This is a genomic window from Synechococcus lacustris Maggiore-St4-Slac (genome assembly GCF_024345595.1).
In the GTDB taxonomy this organism is placed as follows: domain Bacteria; phylum Cyanobacteriota; class Cyanobacteriia; order PCC-6307; family Cyanobiaceae; genus Synechococcus_D; species Synechococcus_D lacustris.
The window spans coordinates 8,651-26,935 of sequence record NZ_JAGQBK010000015.1 but is presented as its reverse complement, the minus strand read 5'-3'; the positions used below and the strand labels follow the sequence as shown (position 1 = coordinate 26,935).

Here is an 18,285-nt window from a genome sequence, read left to right as displayed (position 1 = left end):
CACCTTCACGGGCCTGGTCTATCAGGCCGCTGCCGATGGTGAATCGTTCACGTTAAAAGCCACCGCCGGCAGCCTCAGCAGCCCAGCCACCCAGCCAATCTTGGCCGATGTCGTAGCGACCAAACTCGAGATCCAGGGCAGCCCCAGCACCACAACCCTGAAGTCGGGCGTGGCAAGCAGCCTGAGTGGTCTGCGCCTGGTGGGTGTGGATGCCTCGGGCGTGATCGACAAGCAGTGGTTGGCCGCTGGAAGCGTGCAACTCAGTCTCACCGGCGCGGGCGATGTCCCCCTGGGTGGGGTCGTGAGCGCGCTGGCGCTCGCCAGTGGCAGCAGCCTGGTCGACAGCGACAGCAGCGCCACCACGATCACCCTGGACAGCAACGCCATTGGCAGCGACGGCAGCATCGATCTCGGTGCCCTGCAGCTCACCGCCACCAACCCCAGCGCCAGCCCCACGTTGGCTTTGGCCCTGAAGGCCGAGCGGCTGGGTCCAACTGGCCCCGCGCTGAGGGCTGCCCTCTCACCAACCCTCACGAGCAGCAGCACGGTTGCGGCCAACGCTGCCCCCCAGCTGAATCTGGATCCCACGAATGCCCCCAATTCGTATACCGAAAACGGCAGCCCCATGGCGATCGTGGGGCCTGGCGCCAGCGTCAGCGACGCGGACAACAGCCTGCAATCGCTCGAGGTGGCGATCACCAACGGGCAAGCCGGTGATCTGCTGGCTTTGGCCAACACGCCGAGCGGGTTAACCGCGGCCTACGACGCCTCCAGTGGTTCGCTGTTGATTAAGGCCGCTGCTAACGCCACGCCCACCCTTGCCGATTTCCAGGCCGCCCTGTTGGCGGTGCGCTACTCCAACAGCTCCGATAACCCCGACACCACGCCGCGCCAGATCAGTGTCACGGCCAACGACGGCAGCGGTTTGGCCAATGCCACGGCCACGGCCAGCTTCAGCGTTGCGGTGGTCGCCAGCGATGACGCCACCACCATCAGCAACCTGCCCACTTCGATCGCCGCCACGGAGGACACCACGGCGCCGCTCAACCTGGGCGCCCTGGTGTTGGCCGATCCCGATAGCGGCGAGGCGCTGCAAACCCTGACCCTCTCGGTGCGCCAAGGCACCAGCCTCAGCGGCAGCCTCAGCGCCAGCAATGGCCCGGGGGTCACGGTTAGTGGCAGCAATAGCGCCCAACTGACCCTGGTGGGCACTATCAGTGCCCTTAATAACTATCTGCAAACCAGTGAGGTTCTCAACTTCACCGCCGCCAGCAATAGCAATGGCAATTATGGGTTGAGCTTTGATCTGGCTACGGGCAGCACCAGCTCGAGCCTCGGCAGCACCACGATCAGCGTGGCGGCGGTGAATGATCCAGCCGTATTCAGTGGTGTTCCGCCAGTCGGCACGATTGGGCGCTTACGCCACGGTGTGGCCACAAGCCTGCAGAGCCTGCTGGGCAGCACGCCGATTAGCGTTGCTGATTTGGATCTGGCCGATTACGGCACCTCCACCCAGCTGAGTCTCCAGGTGCTCAAGGCCAGCCTGGCTGGCCTCAGCGCTGGCGCCCATAGCGGCGGCGCCACGCTCGTGATCAACAGCACCAGTTCCTGGTTGGCGACGGGCACACTGGCCCAGCTCAATGCCCTCTTGGCCGATCCAGCGATCACGCTGCAATCGACTGCCCCCGGTATGGTCCCAGTGAGACTGTTTCTGGATGATGGCTCCAGAGTCAATGGCTCCCAGACTGGACCATGGACAGGCAAAGGCGCCTTTTTATTCCGTGCGGTTAGTGATCCGGTTCTCACCAACCCCGCCAGCAGTTCGGCCCGCTCGATCAGTGCCGGTTTTGGCGAAAGCCTGGGCTTCCTATCGATCACCGATCCCGATGCCAACAGCAATCCCCAGACCTTCACGCTGACGATCAGTGATCCAGCTGCTGGCATCGCCCTTTACGGCGTGACTGACGGCGACAGCCTTGCCAGTGGTATTCAGCTCAAGGGAACCGCAGCTGAGATCAACAGCCAACTCAACGATGCCCGCTACAAGGCAGCGGCCTCGGGCAGTTCCAACCTGCAGCTGAGCCTCAGCAATGGCCTGGCACCGCTGATCAGCAGCACCGCCAATTTCTCCGCCACCAATGCACCACCCACCCTCACCCTGATCAATACCCTCAGCGGAGCCAAGGAAGATCAGCCGTATGCGATCTCCTTCGCTGATCTCACGGCTGTCGCCGATGAGGCCGACAAAGGTGGCAGCGTCGAAGGCTTTGTGGTGAAGGCGATCAGTAGCGGCACGCTCAAGCTGGGCACCTCGGAGCAGGGTGCCCAGCCTTGGCTAGCCGGCAGCAATGACCGGATCACCCCAACCCTGAATGCCTACTGGACTGCGGCCGCCAATGCCAATGGCATGGATAGCAATGCCCTCAGCGCCTTCACGGTGGTCGCCCTAGACAACAGCAATGGCGAGTCGATCACCCCCGTGGTGGTGAAGGTCAACGTGGATCCGGTGAATGATGCGCCCACGATCAGCGGCCTGCCCACCGTTTCTACCGCTGTTTACACGGGTGTGAGCAGCGACCTGGTGGATTTCAGCGTGGCTGATCTCGACAGCAGTGACTTGACCCTGACGCTATCGCCTGTCAATGGAACCATCGGCAACCTCACGGATGCCGATTCCAACCGAGCTGGCATTCAGCTCACTGGCACAGCCGCGCAGATTAATGCAGCTGTGGCTAATGCCACCTTCACGGCTAGCACCGGTGGCGAAGCGAGCATTGGCTTGCAACTGGCGGATGGTGGCGATGAGGTGACGAAAGCCACCTACAGCTTCCTGGCCACCAAGGCCAACACCGCACCCACCCTCAGCACGCCTGGCTCTAGCCGTGCTCTCACCACGGGGCTGGCCGATGGCCTTAGTTACATCAGCGTCAATGACACTGACACTGATCAGACCCTCACGCTTAGCCTGAGTGCAAGCAGCGGCAACTTCCGCGGCCTCACCGATGCCGATCCCAGCGCGGGCGGCATCCAACTGAGCGGCACCGTTAGCGCGATCAATGCGGCCCTGTCAGCCGGTTCCTTTGTCGCCACTGCCGATGGCTCAGCGACCATCAACGCCAGTCTGGGCGACGGTGTTATCACCACGCCGGTGACGGCCATCTACAGCGTCACCGCCAGTAATGCGGCACCAACTCTCACCTTGGTGAACGCGCTGAGCGGTGCAAGCGAGGATCAGACCTTCCAGTTCAGCCTCGCTGATCTGCTTGGCGCTGCCAATGAAACGGATGCCGGCGGTGGCGTGGTCGGGTTTGTCGTCACCAGCGTCGACACCAGCAAAGGCACTCTTTCGATTAATGGCAGCGCCTGGGATGCGGCAACCAACAACCGCATTGATGCTGACCGCAAGGCGGTGTGGACACCAGCTGCCAACAGCAACGGCAACCCCGTCTCCGCTGCCTTCCAGATCAAAGCCCTCGACGACGCTGGCTTGACATCAAGCACGGATGTACCTGTTTCGATCATCGTGGCGGCGGAGAATGACGCGCCCACGATCAGCGGTGTGCCTACGACTGCAGCCGCCGTCAATACCGGCGTCAGCACCGCTCTCGTTGATTTCACCGTTGCTGATATCGACCTCAATGCGTTGACGCTGACCCTATCGCCTGTCAATGGAACCATCGCTGGCCTCAGTGACGCCGATTCCAACCGAGCTGGCATTCAGCTCACTGGCATAGCCGCCCAGATCAATACGGCCCTGGTGAATGCCACCTTCTCAGCAGCCATTGCCGGCAGTGCCAGCATCAACCTGACCCTGGAGGATGGCGGCACGCAAGCTGCCACAGCCACCTACAGCTTCCTGGCCACCAAGCTCAACAGCGCACCCACGCTGAGCACGCCAGGCACTAGCCGTGCTCTCACCACGGGTGTGGCCGATGGCCTGAGTTACATCAGCGTCAATGACGCTGACACTGATCAGACCCTCACGCTTAGCCTGAGTGCAAGCAGCGGCAACTTCCGCGGCCTCACCGATGCCGATCCCAGTACAACCGGCATCCAACTGAGCGGCAGCGTTAGTGCGATCAATACAGCACTGGCAGCCGGTTCCTTTGTCGCCACTGCCGATGGCTCAGCGACCATCAACGCCAGTCTGGGCGACGGTGTTGTCAGCACGCCGGTGACGGCCATCTACAGCGTCACCGCCAGTAATGCGGCACCAACTCTCACCTTGGTGAACGCGCTGAGCGGTGCAAGCGAGGATCAGACCTTCCAGTTCAGCCTCGCTGATCTGCTTGGCGCCGCCAATGAAACGGATGCCGGCGGTGGTGTGGTCGGTTTTGTCGTCACCACTGTCGACACCAGCAAAGGCACTCTCTCGATTAACGGCAGCGCCTGGCATCAAGCAACCAACAACCGCATTGATGCTGACCGCAAGGCGGTGTGGACACCTTTCGCCAACTTGAACGGCAACCCCGTCACCGGAGCCTTCCAGGTCAAAGCCCTCGACGACGCTGGGTTGACATCGCCCACAGCCGTTCCTGTTTCGATCATCGTAACGGCGGTTAATGATTCCCCTGTTCTCAGCACGATTAACGGGACCTACACTTACACCGGGGTGGATGAAGACACCGCCACCAGCGGGGTCACCGTTGCCAATTTGCTGGGTGGCAATAGCAACCGTGCCAGCGACCAGGAAACAGTCAACGCCAACATCGGCATCGCCATTCAGACGGCCACGGGCCTCGGAACCTGGCAGTACTCCACCAACAACGGCACCAGTTGGACGGCCTTTGGCACCCTGGCCACCACCAACGCCTTACTTCTCGCCAACACGACCCAGGTGCGCTATGTGCCCGATGGCACCAATGGCGAAAGCGCAACCCTCAGCTTCCGCGCCTGGGACGGCAGCGATGGCAGCACGGTGGGTAGCACGGTGGATACCACCAGCACGGGGGGAGCCTCTGCCTTTTCGAGTTCAACCAATACGGCCTCGGTGAGTGTGACTGCGGTCAATGATCCCCTCACCCTGAGCCTGTCGCGCGCAACCACCACCAGCACCAACATCACCGCCGCCGCAATCACCTATCAGGAGTTGGATCTGGATGGTGTAACTGGTAACGACCTGCAGCTACTCGATGCCGGCCTCACCCTCAACGACCCTGACAGCGCCCAGACCCGCAGCGCCGTCAAGCTATTGATCAACAGTGGCCTGGTTTCGGCGGAAGATCGGCTCGAATTGCAGGGCTCCTCCACTCCCAGCTCGTCTGTGGTTAGTGGCGACACAATCCTCACCAGCACCCGCAGCATCACTGCGGATGGAACGACGGCAACGGTCACCGTCAAGTACAACCAAACTGTCGGAGTTCTCGACCTGTCCACCACCTCGGCCAAATCGGAGGCCTTCTGGCAAGAGGTGCTGCGCAATGTGGGTTATCGCAATGCCATCAATAACCCCACCACCACGCTTAACGGTCAGCCCAGGGTGGTTCAGGTTGAGATGCTTGCAGACAATATGTTCGTGCGGCGCGATGCCAATGGCCTGCCGCACTTCTATGAGTATGTGAGCAGCTCCGGCATCAGTTGGACCTCAGCCAAAGCGGCAGCAGCGGCCCGGATCTACAACGGCATCACCGGATACCTGGCCACGATCACCAGCGGCGCGGAAAACACGTACCTCTACAATCTGATTCCTGCCAATGCCTGGATTGGCGCTTCTGATGCCACCTCCGAGGGGGCTTGGAAATGGGAAACAGGCCCAGAAGCGGGGACAAGCTTCTGGAGTGGCGCCAGCAACGGCAGCCCCGTGGGGGGCAGCTACGCCAACTGGGATAGCGGAGAGCCCAATAATCGGGGCGCAGGAATATATCGAACAGACATCTCATACGCAAACGGGTGGGACGAGTTCTGGGACAGAAATCGAATCTATACTCAAGTGCTAACGGGATATCAACAGGAGGATTACGCTCAGATTAGGTCTGCTGATGGACAATGGAATGACCTTGAAAACACAAACTCCCCTGGAGCTTACCTCGTTGAATACAGCAGTCCCACAGTTACAGATATCACCTTCAGCAAGACCTTTAATCTCTCCATCCAGGCAGGCAATGACGCGCCCACTCTCAGCAGCGCCACGCCAAGCCTGACCTCAATCACCGAAGATGCGGCGAGCAATGCAGGTCAGCTGATTTCGAGCTTCATTCTAAGCAGCACGATCAGTGATCCCGATAGCGGCTCAGCACCTCAAGGTGTTGCCATCACCAGCCTTAGCAGCGGCAACGGCACATGGCAATACAGTCTTAATGACAACAACAACTGGTCAAGCTGGTCTGCGATGGGTGGCTTGTCTACCAAGCAGTCCCTACTGCTGCGCTCCACCGATAAGGTTCGTTTCCTCCCGGATGGCGAGAACGCCACCAGCGCCAGTTTTACCTACCGCGCCTGGGACCGGAGCAGTGGTACAGCTGGCTCCCTCGTTGATACATCTGAAACAGGATTTAGCACGGCCTTCTCTAGCGGCGACAGCAACACGGCCAACATCAGTGTGACTGCGGTGAATGATGCCCCCAGCTGGCTGGAGTCCACGACGATCAAGCTCCCTTCCGCCGTGCGTTCACAAGCAAGCGATGTGATCAGCGTCGCCGATCTGCTGGCCGGCTCCGTCGCCGATGTTGACAGCGGCGGCGCCGCTGGAATTGCCATCACGGGGATTAGCAAAACCAACAGCAGTAATGGCGCCCTCACCGACAGCGGCAAGTGGCAGTTCAGCACTAACTCCGGCACCACCTGGAGCGACATCACCACACCCAGCGATAGCGCGGCGCGCCTGCTGAATGCCAACGCCCAATTGCGCTATCTGCCGGATGCAACCACCGTCGGCAATGTGATTAGTAGCCTGACATTTCGCGCCTGGGATACCACCAGCGGCAGCGATGGCAGCACGGCTGACACCACTGGCAATGGGGGCACGACGGCCTTCAGCAGCGCAACGCGCAACGCCACCCTGCTTGTCAACGGCGTCACCCTGCAGGGCAATCTCAACGCGATCACTGCTACGGAAAATAGCGATCAGGCCCTAGGAAGTGGCCTCAGCCTCAGCGGATTCGGCAGCCTCAGTACGGCACGCATTCAAATCTCGAAGGGCTACAGCAGTGGTGATCAGTTACTTCTTCCATCCAATAGCGCCGGCATCACGGCGCAGTGGGACAGTGAAAATGCCACCCTCACCCTCAGTGGCACGGCCTCCGTTGCTGATTACCAGAGCGCCCTCCAATCGGTACAGTTCCGCAGCGGTGATGACCCCACGGCAATCACCCCGTCCCGCACGATCGGCTGGTTCCTTGAGGCCGATAGCAACAGCACCAATTACAACACCAGCTCGGCATACCGCAGCCTCACGATCACCGCTGTTGCCGATGCAGCAGGGATCACCCCAGGCACCATCGCCTCCTTCACGGAAAGCGGTAACGCCGTTATTGTCGCCCCCACTCTCCGCCTCGCCGATGTCGATGACACCGAGCTCGCTAGTGCCACAGTCACCATCAGTGCCAACCGCCAATCCGGTGACACCCTCAGCCTCAATGCCGCCCTGGCGAGTGATTTAGGTCTCACTACAAGCTTCAACACCAACACCGGTGTGTTGAGCCTCACCGGGATAGCTGAGCTGTCGGCCTATCAGGAGGCCCTGCGCGCGGTGACCTTCTCAAGCAGCAACATCGAGCTCACCGCCAATGGCGCTGCGCCCAATCGCACCATCAGTTGGAGTGTGGTCGATGCCAATTCCGATGCGGCTGGCGCCGCCACCGGGACGGCAACGAGCACCTTGTCGATCCAAGCGGTGAACAGTGCCCCCCTGATCACGATCGGATCGGGCAACACAAGCGTTGCCTACAGCGAAGGCGGCACTGCGGTGGTTCTCAACGCTGGTATCAGCCTCAGTGATGCCGACGACACGGCACTGATCCGCGCCAGTGTTCAGATCTCTCCCGCCACGGCCGGTGACGTGCTGGCCCTTGGTGGCGCGGCACCGTCGACGATCAGCGCTCAATACAACAGCAACCAAGGTGTTCTGCTGCTCACCCCGGCGAATTCGAACGCCACAGCATCGCTGGCTGATTTCCAGGCCGCCCTGCGCACGGTCACCTACAGCTCCAGCTCCGACGATCCCACCCTGCAGAGCGCCACCCGATCCGTTAGTTGGAGCATCACCGATGCCAACAGTGACGGTGCCAGCGGCGGCATCCTGGGCCATTCTCTTCCTTCCGCTACCACGATCACGATTGCAGCGGCGACGGATGCGCCGCTGCTCAGTGGTGCACCCTCTGCCCCTCCGACCTACAACGAGGCCGGTACTGCGACCGCGCTGGCACCTGGCCTGACGATCAGCGACGCCGATGATCTGCAGTTGCGCAGTGCGACCGTCACGATCAGCACTGGTCGCATTGGCGATACCCTGGCCTTCACGGCAGCGACATCGTCGATCAGCGGGCAATACAACAGCGATACCCGGGTCCTCAGGTTGACGGGATCGGCATCGCTGGCGGACTACGACCAGACGCTGCGCAGCATCGTGTTCTCCAGCACGAATAACGATCCCACCGGTGGTGCGGCCAGCGAGACCCGGAGCTTCCAGTGGGTAGTGAGTGATGGCAATTCCGATAGCACTGGTACGGCCTCCAGTACCGCGTTGACCACAACGCTCACCGTGCAGGCGGTCAATCAGGCACCCCAGATCGGCACCTTGTCTGGGGGTCCCCTCAGCTACCGCGAGGGTGATCCCGCCCTACTCCTCAACCCTGATCTGACCCTAACGGATCGAGATAGCACCCAGATCAGCGCCGCATCCATCGCCATCACCGCTGGTTTCACCACCGGCGATGTCCTCAGCCTGCCGATCAACGTCAGCGGCATTACCGCCACTTACAACGCTGCAACCGGTGTGTTGAGCCTCAGCGGCAATGCATCGCTGGGCGATTACCAGAAGGCCATGCGGGCCGTGAGCTACAGCACAACCAACGCCAACCCAACCGCCACCAGCTCCTCCCGCACCATCAGCCTCCAGGTGACGGATGTCGGCACCCCCGCTCCAGCCAGCAGCACGCTGACGACCACCACCGTCAATCTGACGGCGGTGAATAACAACCCCACCTTGACCGTCTTTGCTGCAGGTGTAGTGAATGGCCTAGAAGATCAGACCGTCACCATCGGCTATAGCGATCTGATTGGCAACGGTTCTGCCCAGGGCCAGGTCGCTGATGCGGATGGCACCGTCACGGTTCTCGAGGTCAGAGAACTGCTCAGTGGTTCTCTCTTGCTCGGCGCCACGCTGGCAACAGCAACGCCCTACAACGCCACGAGCAATGCCCAGATCGATGCCAGCACCAAAGCCTATTGGACCCCTGTCGCCAATGCCAACGGCACAGGCAACAGTGCCCTGAGTGCCTTCACCGTGGTGGCACGCGACAACAGCGGTGCTGTGTCGGTGCCGCCGCGCACCGTGCTGGTGAACGTGGTCGCCGACCAGAGTGATGCTGCGGTGATCACCAAGGTGAGCTTGCCTGCCAATGGGATTTACAGCACGGGCGATCATCTGGTCTTCTCAGTCGAATTTGATCGTGCTGTCGATGTCACGGTCAACATCAGCAATAACACCAGCAATGGCACCCCATTGCTGCCGATCACCCTCGATACCGGCAGCGGCGCAAGCGCCAGTTACCTCAGCGGCACTGGCAGCAACACCTTGCTGTTCCAGTACATCGTCCGAGGCGGTGATTTCGATAGCAGCGGGATCAGCCTTGCAGCAGCCCTCAATCTCAATGGCGGCCAGATCACCAGCATCGATGACGGCCTACCCGTCAACAGCACCCTCACCTTGCCGGGCTTTGCCTCCACCACTGGTCTGCTCGTCGATGGCATCAACGACGCCCCTGAGATCAGCTCAACAGCGACGTTGCCACTCGCCTACCGCGAGGGTGATTCCGCCCTACTCCTCAACCCTGATCTGACCCTGAGCGATGCCGATAGCACCAATTTCAGCTCGGCCACGGTGCGCATTAGCGCTGGTTTCACCACCGGCGATGTCCTGGCACTGAGCACTCAGGTCAGTGGCGATACCGGTGTGCAGGGCAGCTGGAATGCCGATAACTTCACCCTCACGCTCACCCCGAGCACCGATCAGAACGCGCCGCAACCAACCCTGATCCAGCTGCTCAGGGCCCTGCGGGCGGTCACCTACGCCAGCAGCAGCGACAACCCCACCGCCACCAGCACCAGCCGCACCATCGAGTGGCAGGTCAGCGACAGCGGCCAGGCGACGAGCGCCGTGGCAGCGGGCACGTTCACCATCACGCCGGTGAACGATGCACCCACCTTCTCGATCCTGGGCACCGGTGTTGTCCGCACCGAGGAAGACACCGCCGCTGAGATCAGTTTTGAGACCCTGGCGGCTGTTTCCAACGCCAGCGATGTGGATGGTCTGGTGAATGCCTATGTGGTGAAAGCGGTGACCAGCGGCAGCCTGCGCCTGGGCAGCAGCGTTGAAACCGCCACGGCCTGGGCGGCAGGTAGCAATGACACCATCAACGCCGACACCAAAGCGTTCTGGACACCCGATCAGGATGTCAATGGCAATGGTTTGGCGGCGTTCACGGTGCTGGCCCGCGACAACGGTGCTAATTCCGGTTTGGTGTCGAGCACACCGGTGGCGGTGACGGTGGATGTCAATCCGGTGGCGGACGTGGCCCGGATCACTGGCGTCCAGCTCCCGGCCAATGGCAGCTATGGAGGCGGTTCCGTGCTCAAGTTCGCCATCAGCTTTGATCGGGCCATTAGCCTCGATCCCGCTGGCGGTCTGCCGAGCCTGACATTGCAGCTCGATGGCAACCGCAGCGTCAATGCTGGTCTAGAGGGCGCGCCAGGCAATGCCATCACCACTTACGCCGCAGGTGAGCAACTTTCCTTTGCTCATACCGTCGCTGACGGTGATCTGCGTAGCTCCAGCGGCATCGGACTGCCTACCAGCTTGAACTTGCCTGAGTTCAGCAGCCTCACCAACATTGACAACGGCATGCGGGTCGATGTCGACCGTACGCTGCCACCCATCAGCAGCTCCGCTGTGTTGGTCGATGGTGTGCTGCCGGGGCTGGCAACCATCAAGGTGGCTGCAGGCAGTGAAAGTAACCGCGCGGTGCAAACCTTCCGCGTCACCTTCTCAGAGCCGGTGAGCAATGTCGATGCTACCGACTTCCGGCTCACGGCAACGGGTACGGCCATCGGCTCGTTGAGCAACGTGCAGGCCGTGAATCCCATTAAGGGTGTAACTGCAACTTTTGATGTAACAGTGAGCGAGATCAGTGGCCTGGGCCGTCTGGTGCTCCAACTGAAGAGCAATGGCACCGGCATTACCGATGCCGTTGGTAATCCGCTTGCTGTGGGGGCAGTTGCGAGCGGCAGTATTGAAGTGGATCGGGTCGGTGCTTTTAGCCGTGTGGCCGGTGATGACCGTCTCAGCCTGGTGGAGGCCACCAACCCCAACGGCATTCAGGTCAAAGGCACGGTGTCCCAGGCCGTGGCGGGGCAACAGTTGGAGGTACTGATCTCGCCTACTGGGTCCTCCAATACTGGGTCGTCCAATACTGGGTCGTCCAATAACCCTGTGTTGTTGGCCACGATCACGGCCCAGGGCGATGGCAGTTGGAGCGCAGTGGTGCCCAAAGCCAGCCTGGATGCCTATGGCACGGGGTCCTACACGCTGACCCTGAAGCAGGGCAGCAGCACCCTAGGAACCAAGGATATTTCGATCGATCGGGATCCACCCACCCTCAGCAATCCGATTACCGATTCCGGTAACAACCCCTTCTTTTCCGGTGGTGGCCTGCTCAACAAGGCAGAGGTTGCTGCTGGCCTAACGATCAAGGGAACCACTGATGCAGAAGACGGTCAGCAAGTGGATGCGAGCCTCGGCGGCTTCAATGGCGCCAGCGTAGTGACTAATGGCAATTGGCAGGTGCAATTCAGCGATAGCCAGTTGCGGACCCTTCGCGATGGATCGATCAACCTGGGCCTGGCGGTGAGTGATTTGGCTGGCAATCTCAGCACTGCTAATTACGGCCTCACGCTGGATACCACAGCGCTGGTGACTCTGGCGACGATCTCCACTGATTCATGGATCAACCTCGCCGAGAGCAGCCAAGCCCTGACGATCAGTGGCGTGACTGCGGATGTGCAGGATGGTGCTTCTGTCAATTTGGCGATTACCTCGAGTAGTGGTAGCAGCACGTCAACGCTTTACAGCAGTTCATCCGGCTCGGTGAGCCAAGGAGCCTTCAGTTTCAACGTGCCGGCGTTGAGCTGGGTCGATGGCACCCCCTACAACGTGACCGTGAGCGGCAGCGATGCGGCCGGCAACCCCTTCTCTGCCAGCAAAACGGTGTCGGTCGATAGGACGCCTCCGATCGTTGATTTGCAGTTGTTCGTTGGTTCGGCGCCAGCTGTGCGTTTCCTCGATCCATCGTTTGCGGGCCAGTTCGCTGGTGCAATCAACAGCGCGGCCACCCTCAACGCCGCTGAGTTGGCTGCCGGTGTACTGCTCAGCAGCAGCGCCAGCAGTGATGCCGTTACCACGCTGGTTAGCGTCAATGGCGTCAGCCAGTTGGTGGCGCCGAGCAGCAGCAACGGCACTAGCAGCTGGGGCTTGGCCCTGGATGCTGGACGCTTCTTGCTGCCCAATGAGGGCGCCTTCAGTGTTTCGGCAACCGTGATTGATCAGGCTGGCAATCGTGCCACTGGCGGCGGCTCGCTCACGCTTGATCGTTCGGCAGCGATCACGATCAGCTCGCCTGTCGATGGGGTTGGTGGTAATAACCTGCTCAATCCTGCTGAGGCGGCAGCAGTAACGATTTCTGGAACGGTCGCCAATGTGCTGAGTGATCCCAGCGCCAGCGTGGTGATTGATGTGCTGGCTGAGAAGGCCACCACGCCGACATTCAGCAGTTCAGTTCTGCTCTCGACGAACAGCTGGACGACTCCGGCCCTGGACCTCAGCAGCTTGGATAGTGGCAACTACAGCCTGCGTGCCAGTGTCCGTGATGGTGCCGGAAATTTGGTTTCCGCCAGCCAGTCTTTTGTCATCAACGCCGGTCCGCCAGTGTTTAGGTCCACGGCCATGGCTGGGGACTCCTTTATCAATGCTACTGAGCTGAGCAGTGGATTGGAGCCGATCCTCTCGGGCTTGGTAAGCAACGTTGAGGACGGCCAGATCGTGCAGGTGACGCTGCCTGGAGCAGGATCGCTTGCCAGCCGCAGCTTGAGCGCCGTTGTGTCGGGGGGAGCCTGGAGCCTGCCGGTTCCGGCCGATTTGCTAGCGGCCTATGGCGCCACTGATGGCCGCTATACGGTAGGCCTGGCGTTGACCAATCAAGCCGGCAATAGTGCTAGCAGCACGAGCGACTTTACGGTGGATACGGCAGCGCCCGTGCTGGCCGTTACGACTCCAACCGAAGAGCAGTGGGGTTCGGCGGCTGCCAATCCCGATGCTAATCCGATCACGCTGACAGGCACGACGGCGGGCCTCGAGGCTGGCCAGGCGGTCACGGTGGAAATCAACAACAACAGATTGTTGGCCACCCGTGACGCCAGCAACCCACTCAATTGGAGCCTCAGCATTGGACGCCAAGTGCTGCAAAAACTCTATGCAGCCGGCAACAGGCTACTGCTCAAAGCCACTGACCTCGCCGGCAACACAGCCATCCTCGACCAGACCTTTAACGCCACCGGAGTAGACACCACACCACCGGTAATCCTTGATCTACCCACCAATCAGATCATCAGCGCCAATGAAGGTGCACTCCTGGTCGCCCAGTTCAAAGCCAATCAGTCCGTCACTTGGAGCCTGCAAGATGTAGATCCCAACCAGCTTCAAATCAACCCCACGAGCGGTAGCTTCTCTTTCTTCAAGCCCATCCAGCTCGCTGACCGGGATGCTGCTAACCAGCTCCTCGGCAATCTCTCAATTCCCTTCACGCTGGTAGCAACCGATGCCCGCGGCAATCAAACCAAGAAGCCATTAACCCTGGCCGTGATCAACATCACGGATCAGGCGCTGGATATCTTTGACCAAGATGGAATTGCCCAAACTGTTGAGGATGCAGCCACCAATGGCCGCAGCACACCCCCGGGAGATCTCAACAACGACGGCATTCCTGACAGTTGGCAACCCAACGTGGCCTCCGTGCCGTGGGTCAGCAAAGGAAACTTCCAAACAGCCTCTTCTAATCCGACAGAGGCTTTGCCCGACAGCTTTACGTCGCTGCAGGCCGACAGCGATGTGCGGATCGTCAATGTCAAAGTCCTTAAACCAGAGGAGCTTGCCGTAACTGGGAATGGCTCATCAGCTGTTCCATCCGTGATCGTCAGCACAACAGCCGGGAGCAGTCAGAGCGGCAGTGTCGTCGTGAGCTATCCCTACGACCCCCTGGCATTCCGGCTGGAAAGCATCGACAACGGCACCCAAGAACGACTCGACAGGTTTATCGATCTAGCTCCCGCACTTGCCGACGGCAGTGATCCATACCCGGGAGATCAGGTACGGCAGGTGATCCTTCTGCCAGGCAATGGCCTTGCGATGAATACCTACACCAAATGGAACCCATCAGCCAATAACGGCACAGGGGGTTGGTTTGAATTCCTCGCCGACGGCAATCCCTACACCTACGACAATGGTGCAGAGCTGATCGACCTCAACGGTGATCGACTCATTGATCAGATCGTCCTGACCTATACCGATGGCGACCCCGCTGGTGGTGATATTGACGGCCTCGTCAATGGCATCATCGACGATCCGGGCATGCCTGGACTGATCTCAACGGCTCCGACAACCACCGCGGCAGTTAGCGCCATTACCGACAACGTCGGCATTACCAACGGCACCGTCAACCCAGGCAGCACCACCGACGACACCTCCCTGTCGATCAGCGGCACCCTCTCCACGGCCCTGGCCACCGGTGAAACCGTTCGGATCTACGACGGCAGCATGTTCCTTGGCACCGCCACTGTCTCCGGCACCAGCTGGAGCTATGTCGATAGCCGTACCCTCACCAATAACCAGAACCTCAGCTATACGGCCCGAGTTGCCGATGCCGCCGCCAACCAGTCCCCCGCCGGCACCCCCTACACCGCAACCATCGATCTCACCCCGCCAGCCGTTAGATCATTCACACTCTCTGATTCCGCTCTCATAATTGGTGAAACCGCAACCGTTACCCTCGTCTTCTCAGAGGCGGTAACCGGCTTTAGCAGCGCCGCTGATATCACCGTTGAAAATGGTTCACTTTCGGCAATGACTTCCGCCGATAACATCACTTGGAGCGGCATCTTTACGCCAACTGCAGCCATACAAGATCCCACCAATATCCTCAGCCTTGCTAATACCTATACCGATATCGCTGGTAATACAGGCGTAACCGCCACAACGGCCAACTACGCCGTTGATACCATTGCTCCAGCCGTTAGCTCCTTCACACTCTCTGATTCCGCTCTCACAATTGGTGATACCGCAACCGTTACCCTCGTCTTCTCAGAAGCGGTAACCGGCTTTAGCAGCGCCGCTGATATCACCGCTCAAAACGGTGTCCTCTCACTGATGACATCCAGCGATAACATCACTTGGACTGGCACTTTTACGCCATCCGCAGCCATACAAGATCCCACAAATATCCTCAGCCTTGCTAGTACTTATACCGATATCGCTGGTAATACAGGCGTAACCGCCACCACCGCCAACTACAGCGTTGATACCAAAGCGCCAGCTGTTACCGGAGTTGACAACAGCAGCAGCGAAGGCAGCTACGGGATCGGTTCCGTAATCACCATCACTGTTGGCTTCCAAGAAGCGGTGTTGGTTAACAATACTGACGGCACTCCACAGCTCCAACTGGAAACCGGTATTACAGATCGCTACGCCACATACATCTCCGGCAGCAGCAGCAATACCCTCTCCTTCCAATACACCGTTCAAGCCGGTGATGTTTCAGCTGATCTCGATCAACTCTCCAGTTCTGCACTTACTCTTAATGGCGGCACAATAAAAGATGCTGCCGGCAATGATGCTGTCCTCACCCTTGCCAGTCCTGGGGCCACTGGATCACTAGCGGCTAATGCACAGCTGGTGATTGATGGCACTGCGCCAACAGCTAATATCACATCGATAACAGATAACATTGGATCTATTACAGGCGCACTTGCATCTGGTGCGAGAACAGATGATAGCAGTCTTGTACTTGCTGGCACCAATGAATCAGGTAGCAGCGTTGGAATTTATAACGGATCTACATTGCTTGGCAATGCAACTGTAACTGCTACCAACTGGACATATACAGCAACAATTGCAAATGCTGCTACCTATAACTTTAATGTAATAGAAACTGATAGCGCAGGTAATACAAGTGCTGCTACAAGTAATTTCACGATTACAGGTGATACAGTTGCGCCAACAGCTAATATTACATCGATAACAGATAACGTTGGATCTATTGCAGGCGCACTTGCATCTGGTGCGAGAACAGATGATAGCAGTCTTGTACTTGCTGGCACCAATGAATCAGGTAGCAGCGTTGCAATTATAACGGATCTACATTGCTTGGCAATGCAACTGTAACTGCTACCAATTGGACATATACAGCAACAATTGCAAATGCTACTACTTATAATTTCAATGTAAAAGAAACTGATAGCGCAGGTAATACAAGTGCTGCTACAAGTAATTTCACGATTACAGGTGATACAACATTTCCAACAGCTCCAGCTATCACGGTTGAGTACACCAAAACCGATCGCACCGTTATTAAGCCCCAATTGCGCCCGAGCTCGGGCCAAATCAGCGGAGACGTTAACTTCAACCGGATGCAGGCACCTCCGAGCCTGGTTAACCAGTCTGCAAAACTGAAAATCGGTCAAACGGGACTCGACTTCAGCCTCAATGTGGATTTCTCTTCGCCAGGGGCCAATACGGCCCGCGCCAATACTGATCTTGATCCGCTCTTAGATGGCCTGGAGTTAACCACCGGAGCCACCAAAAAACGACTGGCCTATTTTGTGTACAGCACCCCTATCGGCCAAGCAGCACCCGTGGCTACGCCCTTCACCTACGACCCCACCAAAAAGGCCGGTGCCCGCTTCTATGACCTCGATGGCAATGGCTCCGCCGATACGGCCGATCTTCAGTTCGTTGATGGTGGCTATGGCGACAAGTACGGCGACAAAAATGGCGTGGTTGTGGATTCTTCGAGCGCCGGTGTGGTTGATCTCAATGCAATCTTCACGGCCTCGGCTAATAGCCTCACCGTTGCAGACCCCACCGACAGCACCTCACCTGCTGCATTAACGGTGCGCGCCACCCTCACCGCTAAGGCCGCTTCCGTGAATCAAATCGGCTATGTGGCCCTAAATGCCGATGAAAAATTCGACACCCTCACCTACGAGCTGGTGCGCGATCGCGGCACCATCCTGCTGGCCAACCTGGAAAGCAGCGACACCCCCAACGTGACGGGGATGAAATTCCAGCGGGACATCAACCTCATCAATGGCCAGAAGCTGGTCTTCTTTGAAGTGGTAGACACCACCCTGGAAAGTCTCTTAGCTAAAAACACAACCCTCCAGGGCTTTGGCAGCAGCTTCCGCACCCTCGATCTCAGCAAATCAACAGACACCGCTGCCACGGCATCCAAGGGAGGCAACACCGTTGCCCTCAGCCTTTTGAATGAGAGCGCCATCGCCGGCCTTGGCGATCTGATCTCCAGCCAGATGGCAGACACTCCCATCCTTGATTTCACCGGCTTGCAAGGTCGCACCCTCGAAGGTTCCACCGTTTCTCTCGCCCGGGAGGCCAACTACGACACCACCATTGGTTTCTACCGCATCCAGCGGGCCGATGGCGCTGTGCTCGATCCCGTCACAAACACCTTGATCACCCCCGGCTCCGCCGGTTACAAGGCCGCCGCATTAACCAGCACCAACCTGTTCAATGGCTTTGGCACCCTGGCGGTGGCCAACGGCGCCACCCGCACCGACACCATTGCGGAATTCAACGAATCTGGCCTGCTAGCTCCCTATGCCACCGTCGCCCAAACCGGCGACACCTTCTTCTCCTTCCGCTCCGCCAATAGCGACAATCTCAACCACTTCCGGGTGTTGGGATCTGGTGTTCTTGGTCTGGAGGATCTAAATGGTGGCGGTGACCAAGACTTCGATGACAACATCGTGAGCTTTAACTTCAAGCTCAAGGGCACTGTGGCCTGA

The 18,285-nt window shown here is 59.1% G+C and carries 2 protein-coding genes (1 of these 2 running past the window's edge); both read left to right on the top strand.

The window, feature by feature from the left end:
• Positions 1 to 16,645, top strand: the 3' portion of a protein-coding gene (locus KBY68_RS10070) for a putative Ig domain-containing protein (protein ID WP_255097047.1). Its footprint begins 9,230 nt before the window's first position; only the last 16,645 of its 25,875 coding nucleotides appear in the window; its start codon lies beyond the left edge, outside the window; it ends in the stop codon at positions 16,643 to 16,645.
• On the top strand, positions 16,624 to 18,285 hold the full coding sequence (locus KBY68_RS10065; protein ID WP_255097046.1) for a DUF4114 domain-containing protein: 1,662 nt from the start codon (positions 16,624 to 16,626) through the stop codon (positions 18,283 to 18,285). Before KBY68_RS10070 ends, KBY68_RS10065 begins: the two co-directional genes overlap by 22 nt.